Origin of the sequence: Streptomyces sp. NBC_01481 (assembly GCF_026339995.1) — a bacterium.
Lineage (GTDB): Bacteria > Actinomycetota > Actinomycetes > Streptomycetales > Streptomycetaceae > Streptomyces.
Window position 1 is genome coordinate 178,226 of sequence record NZ_JAPEPT010000003.1, and the last position, 15,936, is coordinate 194,161.

Below are 15,936 nucleotides of genomic sequence, written 5' to 3' on the forward strand. Positions count from 1 at the left end.
CGGACGGCGCTACTTCTCAAACACGCCCCAGTCGCCGGATCCCGATGCGCCCGGCCCGTACGCCCTGCTCCAACAGGGCCTGCGCGGCCGGGCGCTACGTACGATCGCCCGGCGGCTGAACGCTCCGCGGCCCCAGGCACTGCGCGCCCCGCGCCTCCACGCGCCGTCTCAACTCCCGGTCCGCCGTGACCACCACACACTCCCGGCCCGTCTCACGGGCCGCCGCCAGCTCCACGATCAGGTCGTCACCGCTGCCCGGAGCGGACTCCACGCGTACGTCCGGCACGCTCTGCACTCCGCGGGCCGCGCCCTCCACGACGAGGACCAGCTCCACGGGACCAGGATGCCCCGGCACCCCGGCCGGGGCGAAGGCGGCGAGCCGGTTGCGCAGCCGCTCGGCCGCCCCGCGCCGGTCGCGCCACCAGCCGTCCGGGACCGAGCCGACCACATTCGCCGCGTCGACGATCACCAGCGCACGCATGCGCACAGCTTCGCACGGCACGATCCGTCGCGGGAACGCCGAACGGGCCGTACGGGAAGCCCCGTACGGCCCGTTCGTGCGACAACGGCCGGTTGTTACGCCGGGACGCTCGCGACGCCCTGCGCCAGGAACGGCTTGCCGTTCACGCGCTGGGAGACACCCTCACGGTCCAGGTACGGCGTGATGCCGCCCAGGTGGAAGGGCCAGCCGGCGCCCGTGATCAGGCAGAGGTCGATGTCCTGGGCCTCGGCCACGACACCCTCCTGAAGCATCAGACCGATCTCCTGCGCCACCGCGTCGAGCACGCGCGCGCGGGTCTGCTCCTCGGTCAGGACGGCATCGCCCTGCTTGAGGAGGGCGACGACCTCCGGGTCCAGCTCCGGCTTGCCGGAGTCGTAGACGTAGAAGCCGCGCTTGCCCGCCTTGACGACCGCGGCCAGGTTCTCGGAGACCGTGAAGCGGTCCGGGAAGGCCCGGTTGAGGGTCTCGGAGACATGCAGACCAATGGCCGGGCCGACGAGCTCCAGGAGGACCAGCGGCGACATCGGCAGACCCAGAGGCTCGACGGCCTTCTCGGCCACCTCGACCGGGGTGCCCTCGTCGATGACGTTCTGGATCTCGCCCATGAAGCGGGTCAGGATGCGGTTGACCACGAAGGCCGGGGCGTCCTTGACCAGGACGGCGGTCTTCTTCAGCTTCTTCGCCACGCCGAAGGCGGTGGCGAGGGCCGCGTCGTCCGTCTTCTCGCCGCGGACGATCTCCAGGAGCGGGAGGATCGCGACGGGGTTGAAGAAGTGGAAGCCGACCACGCGCTCCGGGTGCTGGAGCTTGGAGGCCATCTCGGTGACCGACAGCGAGGAGGTGTTGGTGGCGAGGATCGCGTGCGCCGGGGCGACCGCCTCGACCTCCGCGAACACCTGCTGCTTGACGCCGATCTCCTCGAAGACGGCCTCGATGATGAAGTCGGCGTCGGAGAAGCCCTCGGCCTTGTCCAGTACACCGGTGACCAGGCCCTTGAGGCGGTTGGCCTTGTCCTGGTTGATACGGCCCTTGCCGAGCAGCTTCTCGATCTCGGCGTGGACGTAGCCCACACCCTTGTCGACGCGCTCCTGGTCGATGTCGGTCAGCACGACCGGCACCTCGATGCGGCGCAGGAAGAGCAGCGCCAGCTGAGAGGCCATCAGACCGGCGCCGACGACGCCGACCTTGGTGACCGGGCGGGCCAGGTTCTTGTCCGGGGCCCCCGCCGGGCGCTTGCCGCGCTTCTGGACCAGGTTGAAGGCGTAGATGCCGCTGCGCAGCTCGCCGCCCATGATCAGGTCCGCGAGGGCGGTGTCCTCGGCGTCGAAGCCGGCCTGCAGGTCACCGCTCTTGGCGGCGGCGATGATGTCCAGCGCGCGGTAGGCGGCCGGGGCCGCGCCGTGCACCTTGGAGTCGGCGATGAAGCGGCCGCGCTCGACGGCCTGGTCCCAGGCCTCGCCGCGGTCGACCTCGGGACGCTCGACCGTGAGGTCGCCCTTGAGGACGGACGCCGTCCAGATCAGCGACTGCTCCAGGAAGTCCGCGCCCTCGAAGATCGCGTCGGCGATGCCGAGCTCGAAGACCTGCTTGCCCTTGAGCTGCTTGTTCTGGTTGAGCGAGTTCTCGATGATCACCGAGACGGCCTTGTCGGCGCCGATCAGGTTCGGCAGGATCGCGCAGCCGCCCCAGCCCGGGACGAGACCGAGGAAGACCTCGGGCAGCGAGAAGGCCGGGATCGCCTGGGAGACGGTGCGGTACGAGCAGTGCAGACCGACCTCGACACCGCCGCCCATCGCCGCGCCGTTGTAGTACGCGAACGTCGGGACCGCGAGACCGGACAGACGCTTGAAGACGTCGTGGCCGCCCTTGCCGATGGCGAGCGCGTCCTCGTGCCGCTTCAGCAGCTCGACGCCCTTGAGGTCGGCGCCGACGGCGAAGATGAACGGCTTGCCGGTGATGCCGATGCCGACGATGTCGCCGTTCGCGGCCTCGGCCTCGACCTGGTCGACGGCGGCGTTCAGGTTCGCCAGCGACTGGGGGCCGAAGGTGGTCGGCTTGGTGTGGTCCAGGCCGTTGTCCAGCGTGATGAGCGCGAACTTGCCCGCGCCCGCCGGGAGGTCGAGGTGGCGCACGTGCGCCTGCGTGACGACCTCGTCCGGGAACAGCTCGGCCGCGCCCTTCAGGAGTTCAGCGGTGCTCACTTGTTTCCTCCGTCGAAGTGCGGGTTCTCCCAGATGACCGTCGCGCCCATGCCGAAGCCGACGCACATGGTGGTCAGGCCGTAGCGGACGTGCGGCTGCTCCTCGAACTGCCGCGCCAGCTGCGTCATCAGACGCACGCCGGAGGAGGCCAGCGGGTGGCCGTAGGCGATGGCGCCGCCGTACTGGTTGACGCGCGCGTCGTCGTCCGCGATGCCGTAGTGCTCGAGGAAGGCCAGCACCTGGACGGCGAAGGCCTCGTTGATCTCGAACAGGCCGATGTCGTCGATCGACAGACCCGCCTTGGCGAGGGCCTTCTCGGTCGCCGGGATCGGGCCGTAGCCCATGACCTCGGGCTCGACACCGGCGTACGCGTAGGAGACGAGCCGCATCTTGACCGGCAGGCCCAGCTCGTTAGCGACGTCCTCGGAGGCGAGGAGCGAGGCGGTGGCGCCGTCGTTGAGACCGGCCGCGTTGCCCGCGGTGATCCGGCCGTGCGCACGGAACGGCGTCTTCAGGCCCGCGAGCGACTCCAGGGTCGTGCCCGGACGCATCGGCTCGTCGGCGGTGGCCAGGCCCCAACCGGTCTCGCCCGCCTCGGCGTTGGTACGGCGTACGGAGACCGGCACCAGGTCCTGCTGGATCTTGCCGTTGGCGTACGCCTTCGCGGCCTTCTCCTGCGAGCGCACGGCGTACTCGTCGGCGCGCAGCTTGGTGATGGTCGGGTAGCGGTCGTGCAGGTTCTCGGCGGTCATGCCCATGAAGAGGGCGGACTCGTCGACGAGCTTCTCGCTCACGAACCGCGGGTTCGGGTCGACGCCCTCGCCCATGGGGTGACGGCCCATGTGCTCGACGCCACCGGCGATCACGACGTCGTACGCGCCGAAGGCGATCGAACCGGCGGTCGTCGTCACGGCGGTCATCGCGCCCGCACACATGCGGTCGATGGAGTACCCGGGAACGGACTGCGGCAGACCCGCGAGGATGCCGGCGGTGCGGCCGAGGGTGAGGCCCTGGTCGCCGATCTGCGTGGTCGCGGCGATGGCGACCTCGTCGATCTTCTTGGGGTCCAGGCCGGGGTTGCGGCGCAGCAGCTCCCGGATGGCCTTCACAACGAGATCGTCGGCACGGGTCTCGTGGTAAATGCCCTTCGGGCCCGCCTTGCCGAACGGGGTGCGGACGCCGTCGACGAAGACGACGTCCCTGACGGTACGAGGCACGATGGCTCTCCTCCAGGGTGCGGGGTGGCACTGCTGCGGGCACGCGGCTAAGCGCGCGCTTCCTTGGCTCATGCTACTTGCGGGTAACCATCGTGCACAGCCCCAGGGGCGGGAGCGGCGAACGTCACACGGGTTCGGGACGGCGGCGCCTGCGGCGGGCCTGTTCCCCACCCCGCCCTCCCCCAGACTTCGTCCGGGGGACCCCCAAGGGGCTGAATTTCAGCCCGTCCGGCGTTTGAGGACACGCGCGAAGCGCGTTCGGGGGTCTGGGGGCTTGGCCCCAGTTCGGGAAGGGGCGGGTCGGGGAACAGCCCGCCGCAGGCGTCAGGCCTGTGCCGCCAGTGCCTCGACCAGCAGTGGCGCCACCTGTTCGATCTGCCAGCGGCGCGCGCCGTACGAGGCCAGAGCCTCGGCCACGGCGTCCTCGCCGATCTCTGCCGGCGGCTCCCAGCACACCCGCCGCACCGTGTCCGGCGTGATCAGGTTCTCCTGCGGCATGTTCAGCTCCTCGGCAAGCGCGGACACGGCCGCGCGCGCCGCGGAGAGCCGGGCCGCGGCCGCCGGGTCCTTGTCCGCCCAGGAACGCGGCGGCGGCGGACCGTTCAGCGGCTGGCCGGGCTGCGGCAGATCGGCGTCGGGCAGCGCCTTCGCGCGGTCGACGGCCGCCTGCCACTGCTCCAGCTGACGCCGCCCCATCCGGTGGCCGAATCCCGGCAGTGCGGTGAGCGCCTGGACGTCCGCCGGCACCGCGAGCGAGGCCTCGACGATCGCCGCATCGCTGAGCACCTTGCCCGGCGAGACGTCGCGCCGCTGCGCCACCGCGTCGCGGGCGTTCCACAGCTCCCGTACGACGGCCATCTGGCGACGGCGGCGCACCTTGTGCATGCCGGACGTACGGCGCCAGGGGTCCTTGCGCGGGGGAGCGGGCGGGGCCGAGGCGATCGCGTCGAACTCCTGGTGTGCCCACTCCAGCTTGCCCTGCCGGTCCAGCTCCTTCTCCAGCGCGTCGCGCAGATCGACCAGCAGTTCCACGTCGAGCGCGGCGTACCGCAGCCACGGCTCGGGGAGCGGGCGGGTCGACCAGTCGACCGCCGAGTGGCCCTTTTCCAGGGCGTAGCCGAGGACCGACTCGACCATCGCGCCGAGCCCCACCCGGGGAAAGCCCGCGAGCCGCCCGGCCAGCTCGGTGTCGAAGAGCCGGGTGGGAATCATGCCTATTTCGCGCAGGCAGGGAAGGTCCTGGGTGGCCGCGTGCAGAATCCACTCCGTGCCGTCCAGTACCTCGCCGAGCCCGGAGAGATCGGGACAGCCGACGGGGTCGATCAGCGCACTGCCTGCGCCCTCGCGGCGCAGCTGTACGAGATAGGCGCGCTGGCCGTAGCGGTAGCCGGACGCGCGCTCGGCGTCGACGGCCACGGGGCCGGTGCCGGAGGCGAACGCGGCGATCACCTCGGCGAGCGCGGCGTCGTCCGCGACAACCGGAGGAATGCCTTCGCGGGGCTCCAGCAAGGGAATCGGCGCCGGTTCGACGTCGTCCGGGGGAGCGCCCCCGGTGGTTCGCAGTGCGGTCTCTGCTGCGGTCTCTTGGGCGTCGGTCACGTGTCAAGGGTATCTGTGAACGGAAGGCGCCCGTCGACGGAACGTTCCGTCGACGGGCGCGAAAGATGTGTAAAGCGGTCAGTGAATGATGCCGGTGCGCAGTGCGACGGCCACCATTCCGGCGCGGTCGCCCGTGCCGAGCTTGCGTGCGATACGGGCGAGGTGGCTCTTGACGGTCAGCGCGGACAGGCCCATCGAGACGCCGATCGCCTTGTTGGACTGGCCTTCCGCGACCAGTCGGAGCACCTCGACCTCACGGCCGGAGAGCTCGCGGTAGCCGCCCGGGTGGCTCGGGGCACCCGGGGGGCGGCGGTGCATCCGGCCGGCCGCGGCGCCGATGGGGGCGGCGCCGGGACGGGTCGGGTGGCCGATGTTCGTACGCGTACCGGTGACGACATATCCCTTGACGCCGCCCGCGAGTGCGTTGCGTACGGCGCCGATGTCGTCGGCTGCGGAGAGGGCGAGGCCGTTGGGCCAGCCTGCGGCTCGGGTCTCGGACAGGAGGGTCAGCCCGGAACCGTCGGGCAGGTGGACGTCGGCAACGCAGATGTCGCGCGGGTTGCCGACGCGGGGACGGGCCTCCGCGATGGACGACGCCTCGATGACGTCACGCACTCCGAGGGCCCACAGGTGGCGGGTGACGGTGGAGCGGACGCGCGGGTCGGCCACGACGACCATGGCCGTCGGCTTGTTCGGGCGGTAGGCGACCAGGCTTGCGGGCTGCTCGAGAAGAACGGACACCAGGCCTCCTGGGGGGAAGGTGCGGGGCGGAGCCGGCTCGGGGCTGAAGCCGGGGCGAACCGTGCAGTTAGGGTCACAGACCTCTTCGGCAGCGAACCCGCCCGGCTTTAGAGAATGATCACGATTTGGTGAGTAACAATTGGGGCAATTCGGACGAGTGATCGATCATCCTAAGAGCGAACCGTCGTGCGCGGGCGCACACGAATGAGCGCGGGCGCGGGTCCGGGCCGCGGCTCCGCATTCGAGTTCGGCTTGAGGTCCGGCTCCGCGTTCGGGGATGCCCGGACCCGGGCGCCCTCTCGTCGCGTCCCGCGATGTTCCTGCGCGCCCGCGGCCCAGTGTCCCGGGCGCGGGCCGGGGTGCGGTGTCAGCGCTGCTGCGGACCGCGCCGCTGCGGAAGCGATACGACGCCCGTCGCCGCGTCCGCCTGACCCGCCTGCGACGGCGGCAGCCCGGCGATCTGGCAGAGCAGATCGCACCAGGCCGTGAGGTGTGCCGCCGAGTCCGGAACCCCGCCCAGACCCTCCCGCGGAGTCCACGAAGCCCGGATCTCGATCTGCGTCGCCGGACGCCGGTCGGAGAGTCCACCGAAATAGTGAGAACCCGCGCGGGTGACGGTGCCGCTCGGCTCCCCGTACGAGAGACCGCGGGCCTCCAGCGCACCCGTCAGCCACGACCAGCAGACCTCGGGAAGCAGCGGGTCGGCCGCCATCTCCGGCTCCAGCTCGGCGCGCACCAGCGTCACCAGCCGGAACGTGCCCTGCCAGGCTTCATGACCGGCCGGATCGTGCAGCAGCACGAGGCGCCCGTCGGCGAGATCCTCCTCGCCGTCGACAACCGCCGCCTCAAGTGCGTACGCGTGCGGGGCGAGCCGCTGGGGCGGGCGCGTCGGGTCCAACTCGATCTCCGGCCGCAGCCGCGCCGCCCGCAGCGCCTCGACCGCCTGCCGGAACGCACGCGGGACGGCATTCCCCTCCGCACTGTCCGTGTCGTCAGTGCCGTTGGAATGATCGGAAAAATGTCCCTGAGCCGCAGCCATGCGGGGAAGAGTAGGCGGAACGGGAGCTTCGCGCAGGGAGGGACACCCGGGCCGGGGCGGCCACTTCCGGACTACGTGCGAAGATTCTGGGCGTGAGTGCCAACGACCGCCCCTCGGGCCAGCCGACGAAGACGTACGACTCCGCGTTCCTGAAGGCATGCAGGCGTGAGCCGGTGCCGCACACGCCGGTCTGGTTCATGCGTCAGGCGGGGCGCTCACTGCCCGAATACCTGAAGGTCCGCGAGGGCATCGGCATGCTCGAGTCGTGCATGCAGCCCGAACTCGTCACCGAGATCACGCTGCAGCCGGTGCGCCGTCACAAGGTTGACGCCGCGATCTACTTCAGCGACATCGTCGTACCCCTCAAGGCGATCGGCGTCGATCTCGACATCAAGCCCGGCGTCGGCCCGGTCGTCGCCGAGCCGATCCGCACCCGTGCCGACCTGGGCCGCCTGCGCGATCTGACGCCCGAGGACGTCTCGTACGTCACCGAGGCCATCGGGATGCTCACCGGCGAGCTCGGATCCACCCCGCTCATCGGCTTCGCCGGAGCGCCGTTCACCCTCGCCAGCTACCTCGTCGAGGGCGGCCCCTCGCGCAACCACGAGCACACCAAGGCGCTGATGTACGGCGACCCGCAACTGTGGGCCGATCTGCTCGACCGCCTCGCCGAGATCACCTCCGCCTTCCTCAAGGTGCAGATTGAGGCGGGCGCGAGCGCCGTGCAGCTCTTCGATTCATGGGTGGGCGCACTCGCCCCCGCCGACTACCAACGCTCGGTGATGCCCGCCTCGGCCAAGGTCTTCGACGCGGTTGCCTCGTACGGAGTGCCGCGCATCCACTTCGGTGTCGGCACCGGCGAACTGCTCGGCCTGATGGGCGAGGCGGGCGCGGACGTCGTGGGCGTCGACTGGCGCGTCCCCCTGGACGAGGCCGCCCGCCGCGTCGGCCCGGGCAGGGCCCTGCAGGGCAACCTCGACCCGGCCGTCCTGTTCTCGACCCGGGAGGCCGTCGAGACCAAGACCCGCGAGGTCCTGGACGCGGCGGAGGGCCTGGAGGGCCACGTCTTCAACCTGGGCCACGGCGTCCTGCCGACGACGGACCCGGACGCGCTGACGCGTCTGGTGGAGTACGTGCACACGCGCACCACGCGCTAGACCCGGGGAACGGCTTCACGTGACACAGGACTCCCCGACGCTGGCCTTGCCCCGTATGAGGCAGGAGCCGGCGCCGGAGCACATAACCGTGCCCGCGCCCAGGCGCGGGCGAATACCGGCTCTGGACGGTCTGCGACTGCTCGCCGCGCTGATGGTGGTGGCCTACCACTACCTGGCGCGCGGCGAGGGGTGGTCGGCGTCCGGGCAGGCCATGTTTCCGACCGCTTTCCCCTTCGCCGCCTACGGGTGGCTGGGCGTGGAGCTGTTCTTCCTGATCAGCGGCTTCGTCATCTGCATGAGCTGCTGGGGCCGGTCGGTGGGGGACTTCTTCACCTCCCGGGTGACCCGGCTCTACCCGGCCTACTGGTTCGCCGTTCTCGCCACCACGGCGGTGCTGCTGCTCATACCCGGTGGCCAGAAGCCCCTGCCGTGGCCGGACGTCCTGACCAATCTGACCATGCTTCAGGAGCCCCTCGGGGTCCGCATGGTCGACGGCGTGTACTGGACCCTCTTCGCCGAGCTCCGCTTCTATCTGCTCTTCGCGCTCGTGGCCTGGTGGGGCCTGACCTACCGGCGGGTCGTTGTCTTCTGCTGCGTGTGGGCGGTGGCGGGCATCGCCTTCAGCAAGTTCGGCGACGACGCCTTCCGGCTGATGGTCATGCCGAACCACTGCTGGTACTTCATCGCCGGTATGGCGTTCTACCTCATGTACCGGTTCCGGCCGACGCTGCTGCTCACGGGCATCGTGCTGGTGTGCTTCGGGGCGGCGGTGCCGGCCGCGCGCAGCACCTTCAGCCGTACGCTCGGCTACTTCGACCACCCGGTCCCCTTCTGGCCGGTCGTCGCGGTCCTCGCGGTGTGCTTCGGCGTGATGGGGCTCGTGGCGACCGGGAAGCTGTCGTGGATGACCTGGCGCTGGCTGCCGTACGCGGGCGCGGCAACGTACCCCCTCTACCTGCTGCACCAGAACATCGGCTGGGAGCTGATCAGGCGGCTGGAGTCCCGCGTACCGGCGTATCCGCTGGTCGGCCTGCTGGTGGGTGGAATGCTGCTGACCGCCTGGCTGGTGCACCGGCTGGTGGAGCGGCCGCTGGCCCGGCCGCTGCGGCGCCGCCTCGACAAGGCGCTGGCCGACGCGCGGCTGTAGAGCTGCTGCCCGGGGGTGTCCTAAATCCCCTCCCGGCGGACCGCCGTCACCGCCTTGCGGGCCGCCACCAGGACCGGGTCCCAGACCGGGGAGAACGGTGGGGCGTAGCCGAGGTCCAGAGTCGTCATCTGTTCCACCGTCATGCCCGCCGTGAGCGCCACCGCCGCGATGTCGACGCGCTTCGCCGCGCCGTCGGTGCCGACGATCTGGACGCCGAGCAGCCTGCCCGTGCGGCGTTCCGCGAGCATCTTCACCGTCATCGGCCCGGCGCCGGGGTAGTAACCGGCGCTGTTCGTCGACTCGATCGTGGCCGTGACGTACCGCAGGCCCACCGCGCGCGCGTCCTTCTCGCGCAGGCCGGTGCGGGCGATCTCCAGGTCGCAGACCTTGCTGACGGCCGTGCCCACCACGCCGGGGAAGGTGCCGTAGCCGCCGCCCACGTTCGAGCCGATGATCTGGCCGTGCTTGTTGGCGTGCGTGCCGAGAGCGACATGGCGTTCGCGGCCCGAGACCAGATCGAGGACCTCCACGCAGTCGCCGCCCGCCCAGATGTTGTCGTGGCCGCGGACCCGCATCGCCAGGTCGGTGAGCAGCCCGCCGTACTCCCCGAGCGGCAGGCCCGCGGCGCGGGCGAGGGTGGTCTCCGGTTCGACGCCGATGCCGAGGACCACGACGTCCGCCGGGTACTCCGCGTCCTCGGTGGCCACCGCGCGGACCCGGCCGTTCTCGCCGGTGAGGATCTTGGTGACCTCGGCTCCGGCCACCGTCGTGATGCCCATGCGGTCCATCGCCCGGTGGACCAGGCGGCCCATGTCCGGGTCGAGTGTGGCCATCGGCTGTTCGCCGCGGTTGAGGACGGTCACCTCGAAGCCGTGCTTCAGCAGCGCCTCCGCCATCTCGACACCGATGTAGCCGGCGCCGACGACGACCCCGCGGCGGCCCTCGACGCTGTCCAGGGTGGTCAGCAGGTCCTGGCCGTCGTCGAGGGTCTGCACCCCGTGCACACCGGGCGCGTCGATGCCGGGCAGCGCCGGGCGCACGGGTCGCGCGCCGGTCGCGATGACCAGCTTGTCGTAGCCGGTCCACGTCTCGGTGCCCGTCTCCAGGTCACGGGAGCGCACCCGCCCGCCCGGGACGTCGATCTCCGTCACTTCCGTACGCATCCGCAGATCGATCGCGCGCTCGCGGTGCTCGGCCGGCGTACGGGCGATCAGGTCGTCGCGCTCGGGCACATCACCGCCGACCCAGTACGGAATGCCGCACGCCGAGTACGAGCTGAAGTGCCCGCGCTCGAAAGCGACGATCTCCAGCTCGTCCGGGCCCTTGAGCCTGCGTGCCTGCGATGCGGCGGACATGCCCGCCGCATCGCCCCCGATGACCACCAGTCGCTCCATCGCCATGGGAACACGCTACGGGGGAACGGCGGTTCAGTCCTGGCCGGGCCCGGGGTAGGGCGTGTGCCCGGTCTCGGTCGCGGGAGCCGTGGCCTTGTTGCGCGGACGCCTGGGCAGCCGCGGGCGCAGCACCCAGCGCCACAGCGCGTACAGCACCGCGAGGACCGCCGCGAACGGAGCCACCGCACCGACCACCACCGCGATCCACTCGCCCGTCGCCACCAGGGCGTGCCAGCCGCCGCCTAGCGCGTCCAGGAAGCCGGGGTCGTCGTCCTCCTTGTGCTCCCGCTTCTCGGGCTCCGAGAGCGAGAGGGTGATCGTCGCCAGCGCCGTACGGTCCTTCAGCGCGGCCTGCTGGGCGAGCAGCGACTCCAACTCCGCCTGGCGGCTGCTCAGTTGACCCTCCAGCGTGACCACGTCGCTGAGCTTGACCGCCCGGTCCATCAGCGCCCGTACGCGGTTCACGCTCGCCCGCTGGGTCGCTATCCGGCTCTCCACGTCGACGACCTGGTCGGTGACGTCCCTGGCGTCGGCCTTGCGGGAGAGCAGTTTCCCCGCACCGGCCAGCTCGGCGAGGACCTCGTCGTACTTCTCCTGCGGGACGCGCAGGACGACGCGCGAGGTCACATGGGTGTCGTCGATCCGCTCGGTGGACTCGTTGGCGACATGGCCTCCGGCGTTCTCGGCCGTCGTGCGGGCGGCTGCGAGCGCCTTGGGGGCGTCCTTGACCTCCACGTCGAGCACGGCCGTGCGGATGATGTGAGCCGGCAGCAAGGGCTGCTTCGGCTGATTCGGCTGGGTCTGCCGGGCGCCGGAGTCCTTGTCGGCGGCGTACCCCGAGCCCGCCGCCCCCTCCGCCGCGGGCCTCGGAGCCGACTTGTCGTCCGCACTGGACATGTCGTCCACCCCGCCGCTGCACCCGGCGAGGGCGAGTGAAGCGGTGAGAAACAGTGCCGCGACCGTACGACGTGCACGCATGCAGGCCCCCCGGGGACAGATGGTGAGTGTTGCCGGTTCGACGTACGAGGCACCTGCGCGGGTTGCCCCCTTTCGATCCCGAAGCGGTCACGGTCAGGACTCGGTACGGGGTTTGAGAGAGTTGGCTCATGCAGCGCTCTCTCAACCGGGACACACGCACCGGTCATGTCGTCGTCATCGGAGGCGGCATCGCCGGTCTCGCGGCCGCCCACCGGCTGCTCGACTCCGGTGTACGCGTCACCCTCCTCGAAGCCACCGACCGTCTCGGCGGCAAGCTCGAGACGGGCGAGATCGAGGGCGCCCCCGTCGACCTGGGCGCCGAGTCGATGCTCGCCCGCCGCCCCGAAGCCGTCGAACTGGCCCGCGCCGTCGGACTCGCCGACCGGCTCCAGCCGCCCGCGACCGCCACCGCCTCGGTGTGGACCCGCGACGCGCTGCGCCCGATGCCCAAGGGCCATGTCATGGGTGTGCCGGGCGACCCGGCGGCCCTCGCGGGGCTGCTCTCGCCCGAGGGCGTCGCCCGTATCGCCCGGGAGCGCGACCTCGCGCCCGCCGAGCTCGGAGACGATGTCGCGGTCGGCGCGTATGTGGCCGAACGCCTCGGCCGCGAGGTCGTCGACCGGCTGGTCGAGCCGCTGCTCGGCGGGGTCTACGCGGGCGACGCGTACCGCATCTCCATGCGCGCCGCCGTCCCCCAGCTCTTCGAGGCCGCGAAGACCCATGACTCGCTGCTCGACGGCGTACGGGACATCCAGGCGAAGGCAAGCGCGCAGCAGGCCGCGGGGCCCGTCTTCATGGGCATCGAAGGCGGCATCGGCATGCTGCCCGGCGCCGTCGCCGACGCCGTACGCGCCCGGGGCGGCGAGATCCTTCTGGAGACTCCTGTCCTCGGCATGACGCGCGGCGCCGGGGGCTGGGAGATCCGCACGGACGAGACCGTGATCGCGGCCGACGCGGTCGTGCTTGCGACCCCGGCCTGGTCCGCTTCCGCGCTGCTCGCCTCCGAATGCCCGGCCGCGGCGGCCGAGCTCGGTCAGGTCGAGTACGCCTCGATGGCCCTGGTCACCATGGCCTTCCGGCGCACCGACCTGTCCGGCATGCCGGACGGCAGCGGTTTCCTGGTGCCGCCCGTCGACGGCCACACGATCAAGGCGTCCACCTTCTCGACCCGCAAGTGGGGCTGGGTGGACCAGGCGTCCCCGGACCTCTTCGTCCTGCGCACCTCGATCGGGCGTTACGGCGAGGAGGAGCATCTGCACCGCGAGGACGCCGAGCTCGTCGGCGTGTCCCTGAGCGATCTCGGCGAGGCCACCGGACTGGCCGCCCGGCCCGTGGCCACCGAGGTGACCCGGTGGATCGGCGGACTGCCCCAGTACCCCGTCGGGCATCTGACGCGCGTCGCCCGGATCCGTGAGGAGGTCGCCAAGCTGCCGGGCCTCAGGGTCTGCGGCGCGGCCTACGACGGCGTCGGCATCCCCGCCTGCATCGCCAGTGCCCGGCGCGCGGCCGACGAGATCCTCGCCACGCCGACCCTGGCGCGGGGCACGGATCACGGCGCGGGAGAATAGCCCCATGAGTGCGCCCGAAAAGATCCCGAACGCAGGCAAGAAGGCCAAGGACCTCAATGAGGTCATCCGGTACACGCTGTGGTCCGTCTTCAAGCTGCGCGATGTACTTCCCGAGGACCGGTCCGGCTACGCGGACGAGGTCCAGGAGCTGTTCGACCAGCTCGCCGCCAAGGATGTCACCGTGCGCGGCACGTACGACCTGTCCGGGCTGCGGGCCGACGCCGACGTCATGATCTGGTGGCACGCCGAGACCGCGGACGAGCTGCAGGAGGCGTACAACCTCTTCCGCCGCACGAAACTCGGCCGCGCTCTGGACCCGGTCTGGTCGAACATGGCGCTGCACCGCCCCGCGGAGTTCAACAAGTCGCACATCCCGGCCTTCCTGGCCGACGAGACGCCGCGCAACTACGTCTCGGTCTACCCCTTCGTGCGCTCCTACGACTGGTACCTGCTGCCCGACGAGGACCGCCGCCGGATGCTCGCCGACCACGGCAAGATGGCTCGCGGCTACCCGGACGTGCGCGCCAACACGGTCGCGTCGTTCTCGCTCGGCGACTACGAGTGGCTCCTGGCCTTCGAGGCGGACGAGCTGCACCGGATCGTCGACCTGATGCGTCATCTGCGCGCGTCCGAGGCGCGGATGCACGTCCGCGAAGAGGTGCCGTTCTACACGGGGCGGCGGAAATCCCTCGCGGAGCTGGTGTCGGGGCTCGCCTGACCTCCGACTCCCCAGGGACCCCGACCCGGAAGATCAGAGGGCGTGCGGCACCTTCGGGGTGCCCGCGGGCCGCTCCAGCGACACCGGGTCCGGCTCCGGGTGCGGCGCGCACGAAGCGCGCCGCACCGGCGTCTCACCGCTGAGCAGATACTTCTCCAGGTGGGCGTTGACACACTTGTTGCTCCCGCCACCGATGCCGTGAGTACCGGCGTCCTCCTCCGTGATCAGCACGGAACCCTTCAGCCGCCGCGCCAGTTCGCGCGCCCCCTCGTACGGTGTCGCCGCGTCCCGCTCCGCGGCCAGGATCAGCGTCGGCGGCAGTGCGCCCCTCTTCGTACGCACATCCAGCGGCTGCTGCCGCGGCGTCGGCCAGAACGCGCACGGCAGGTTCATGAAGGCGTTGTCCCAGGTCTCGAACGGCGCCCGGCGCGCGAGGGCGGTGTTGTCGTGGTCCCAGACCTCCCACTCGGTCGGCCAGGGAGCGTCGTTGCACTCCACGGCGGTGTAGACGGCGGTGGCGTTCTCCGCTTCCCGCGCCTCCTCCGGCCGGGGTGCGGCCTGGCTGATCAGCGGCTTCTCATTGCCCTTCAGATACTCGGAGAGCGCCGTGGCGCGCGGGATCCAGTACTCGTCGGTGTACCCGGCCCCCAGGAACGCCGCATGCAGCTGGCCGGGACCGACGACGCCGCCCGCCGGCTCCAGGGCGAGGCCGGCGCGCGCCTTCTCGTAGCTGATGGCCACCTCTTCGGGCGTGGCGCCCAGGTGGAAGGTGCCGTCGTGCTTGGCGATCCAGGCGCGGAAGTCCGCCCAGCGGCTCTCGAAGGCGAGCGACTGGTCGAGGTTGCTGCGGTACCAGATCTGCTTGGGCTCCGGGTTGACCGCCGAGTCGAAGACCATCCGGCGCACATGCGAGGGGAAGAGCGTCGCGTACAGCGCGCCGAAGTAGGTTCCGTACGAGGCGCCCATGAAGGTCAGCCGCGGCTGGCCGAGCGCCGCCCGCAGCACATCGAGGTCGCGGGCGTTGTTGAGCGAGGTGTAGTGGCGCAGTGCCTCGCCCGCGCCCAGGGCACAGCCCTGCGCGTACGCCTGCGCCCGCGCGATCCGCTCCTGCTTGTACGACGGCGAGGGGTGCACCGGGGCCAGCGTCGGCGCCTTGCCGAAGTCGGCCGGGTCCTGGCAGGACAGCGGGGCCGAGCGGCCGACACCGCGCGGGGAGTACCCCACGATGTCGTACGCCTCGGCGATCCGCTTCCACTCGGGCAGCCGGGCGGCCAGCGGGAAGTACATGCTGGACGCGCCGGGGCCACCGGGGTTGTAGACGAAGGCGCCCTGGTGCTGGGCGGCGCTCCCGCTCGCCTTCACGCGGCTGACGGTCAGGGAGATCTGACGGCCCGACGGCTCGGCGTAGTCGAGCGGGACCTTCACCGTGCCGCACTGGACGGGGGAGGGGAGCATCTCGGACTTGGGGCAGTGCCCGAAGGAGATGCCCGCGGCCTCGGCGCGCCCGGCCGCGATGGCCGTGCCGTACGACTCGGCGTCCGCGGTGCTCGTGCCGCCGGCCGGGGCGACGGCCAGTGCGGTGATGACCAAGGAGCTGAGGCCTGTAACTGCCCCGTACATCGCCACTGCTCTCATCGCGTTCCCTTCGTGCGGAGGCCGGCCGTGCGGCAAAGGG

The 15,936-nt window shown here is 71.2% G+C and carries 13 protein-coding genes; 4 read left to right on the plus strand and 9 right to left on the minus strand.

Annotated elements, in window-relative coordinates:
- Positions 1-94 precede the first annotated feature (94 nt).
- From OOK40_RS17340 to OOK40_RS17365, 6 genes are all read right to left on the minus strand, one after another.
- Entirely contained in the window at positions 95-481 is a 387-nt protein-coding gene (locus OOK40_RS17340) for an NTP pyrophosphohydrolase (protein WP_266482182.1), read from the minus strand.
- 95 nt (positions 482-576) lie between these two features.
- Positions 577-2,703 carry a 3-hydroxyacyl-CoA dehydrogenase NAD-binding domain-containing protein gene (locus OOK40_RS17345; RefSeq protein ID WP_266482184.1) on the minus strand — a complete coding sequence of 709 codons (2,127 nt, stop codon included), beginning with the start codon at positions 2,701-2,703 and terminating at the stop codon, positions 577-579.
- A complete protein-coding gene (locus tag OOK40_RS17350) occupies positions 2,700-3,920 on the minus strand; it encodes an acetyl-CoA C-acyltransferase (RefSeq protein ID WP_266482186.1) in 1,221 nt (406 codons plus the stop codon). The genes OOK40_RS17345 and OOK40_RS17350 overlap by 4 nt, the downstream gene beginning before the upstream one ends.
- 324 nt (positions 3,921-4,244) lie before the next feature.
- Positions 4,245-5,519, minus strand: a complete 1,275-nt coding sequence (locus OOK40_RS17355; protein WP_266482188.1) for a ribonuclease D — start codon at positions 5,517-5,519, stop codon at positions 4,245-4,247.
- Between the two features lie 78 nt (positions 5,520-5,597).
- A complete protein-coding gene (locus OOK40_RS17360; protein WP_108153209.1) occupies positions 5,598-6,260 on the minus strand; it encodes a response regulator transcription factor in 663 nt (220 codons plus the stop codon).
- 367 nt (positions 6,261-6,627) lie between these two features.
- Positions 6,628-7,299, minus strand: coding sequence for a DUF3000 domain-containing protein (locus OOK40_RS17365; RefSeq protein WP_266482196.1), 672 nt, complete (start codon positions 7,297-7,299; stop codon positions 6,628-6,630).
- 92 nt (positions 7,300-7,391) lie between these two features.
- Here OOK40_RS17365 and hemE point away from each other — a divergent pair, with 92 nt between their 5' ends.
- Positions 7,392-8,456 carry a uroporphyrinogen decarboxylase gene (gene hemE, locus OOK40_RS17370; RefSeq protein WP_266482198.1) on the plus strand — a complete coding sequence of 355 codons (1,065 nt, stop codon included), beginning with the start codon at positions 7,392-7,394 and terminating at the stop codon, positions 8,454-8,456.
- Between the two features lie 55 nt (positions 8,457-8,511).
- Positions 8,512-9,603 (plus strand): acyltransferase, encoded by a 1,092-nt coding sequence (locus OOK40_RS17375; protein ID WP_266482200.1) that lies wholly within the window; start codon positions 8,512-8,514, stop codon positions 9,601-9,603.
- Between the two features lie 20 nt (positions 9,604-9,623).
- Here OOK40_RS17375 and OOK40_RS17380 read toward each other — a convergent pair whose 3' ends face one another.
- Both OOK40_RS17380 and OOK40_RS17385 read right to left on the minus strand, forming a co-directional pair.
- Positions 9,624-11,003: an FAD-dependent oxidoreductase gene (locus OOK40_RS17380; RefSeq protein ID WP_266482202.1), complete on the minus strand. Its 1,380-nt coding sequence runs from the start codon at positions 11,001-11,003 to the stop codon at positions 9,624-9,626.
- 27 nt (positions 11,004-11,030) lie between these two features.
- The gene (locus tag OOK40_RS17385) at positions 11,031-11,975 is read right to left on the minus strand and encodes a DUF4349 domain-containing protein (RefSeq protein WP_266482204.1); all 945 of its coding nucleotides are present in this window, start codon (positions 11,973-11,975) and stop codon (positions 11,031-11,033) included.
- 128 nt (positions 11,976-12,103) lie between these two features.
- On the opposite strand from OOK40_RS17385, the gene hemG reads away from it, so the two are divergent.
- Together hemG and hemQ are read left to right on the plus strand one after the other, a co-directional pair.
- On the plus strand, positions 12,104-13,543 hold the full coding sequence (gene hemG / locus OOK40_RS17390; RefSeq protein WP_266482206.1) for a protoporphyrinogen oxidase: 1,440 nt from the start codon (positions 12,104-12,106) through the stop codon (positions 13,541-13,543).
- Positions 13,544-13,547: 4 nt separating this feature from the next.
- Positions 13,548-14,261: a hydrogen peroxide-dependent heme synthase gene (hemQ, locus tag OOK40_RS17395; RefSeq protein ID WP_266482208.1), complete on the plus strand. Its 714-nt coding sequence runs from the start codon at positions 13,548-13,550 to the stop codon at positions 14,259-14,261.
- Between the two features lie 33 nt (positions 14,262-14,294).
- Here hemQ and OOK40_RS17400 read toward each other — a convergent pair whose 3' ends face one another.
- Positions 14,295-15,896, minus strand: coding sequence for an alpha/beta hydrolase (locus OOK40_RS17400; RefSeq protein ID WP_266482211.1), 1,602 nt, complete (start codon positions 15,894-15,896; stop codon positions 14,295-14,297).
- Positions 15,897-15,936: the final 40 nt, after the last annotated feature.

What these genes read in the sequence shown, in the direction of transcription:
- OOK40_RS17340 (WP_266482182.1), bottom strand. Translation starts at nt 481, where the DNA reads ATGCGTGCGCTGGTGATCGTCGACGCGGCGAATGTGGTCGGCTCGGTC.
- OOK40_RS17365 (WP_266482196.1), bottom strand. Translation starts at nt 7,299, where the DNA reads ATGGCTGCGGCTCAGGGACATTTTTCCGATCATTCCAACGGCACTGAC.
- OOK40_RS17375 (WP_266482200.1), top strand. Translation starts at nt 8,512, where the DNA reads ATGAGGCAGGAGCCGGCGCCGGAGCACATAACCGTGCCCGCGCCCAGG.
- OOK40_RS17380 (WP_266482202.1), bottom strand. Translation starts at nt 11,003, where the DNA reads ATGGCGATGGAGCGACTGGTGGTCATCGGGGGCGATGCGGCGGGCATG.
- OOK40_RS17385 (WP_266482204.1), bottom strand. Translation starts at nt 11,975, where the DNA reads ATGCGTGCACGTCGTACGGTCGCGGCACTGTTTCTCACCGCTTCACTC.
- hemG (WP_266482206.1), top strand. Translation starts at nt 12,104, where the DNA reads ATGCAGCGCTCTCTCAACCGGGACACACGCACCGGTCATGTCGTCGTC.
- hemQ (WP_266482208.1), top strand. Translation starts at nt 13,548, where the DNA reads ATGAGTGCGCCCGAAAAGATCCCGAACGCAGGCAAGAAGGCCAAGGAC.
- OOK40_RS17400 (WP_266482211.1), bottom strand. Translation starts at nt 15,896, where the DNA reads ATGAGAGCAGTGGCGATGTACGGGGCAGTTACAGGCCTCAGCTCCTTG.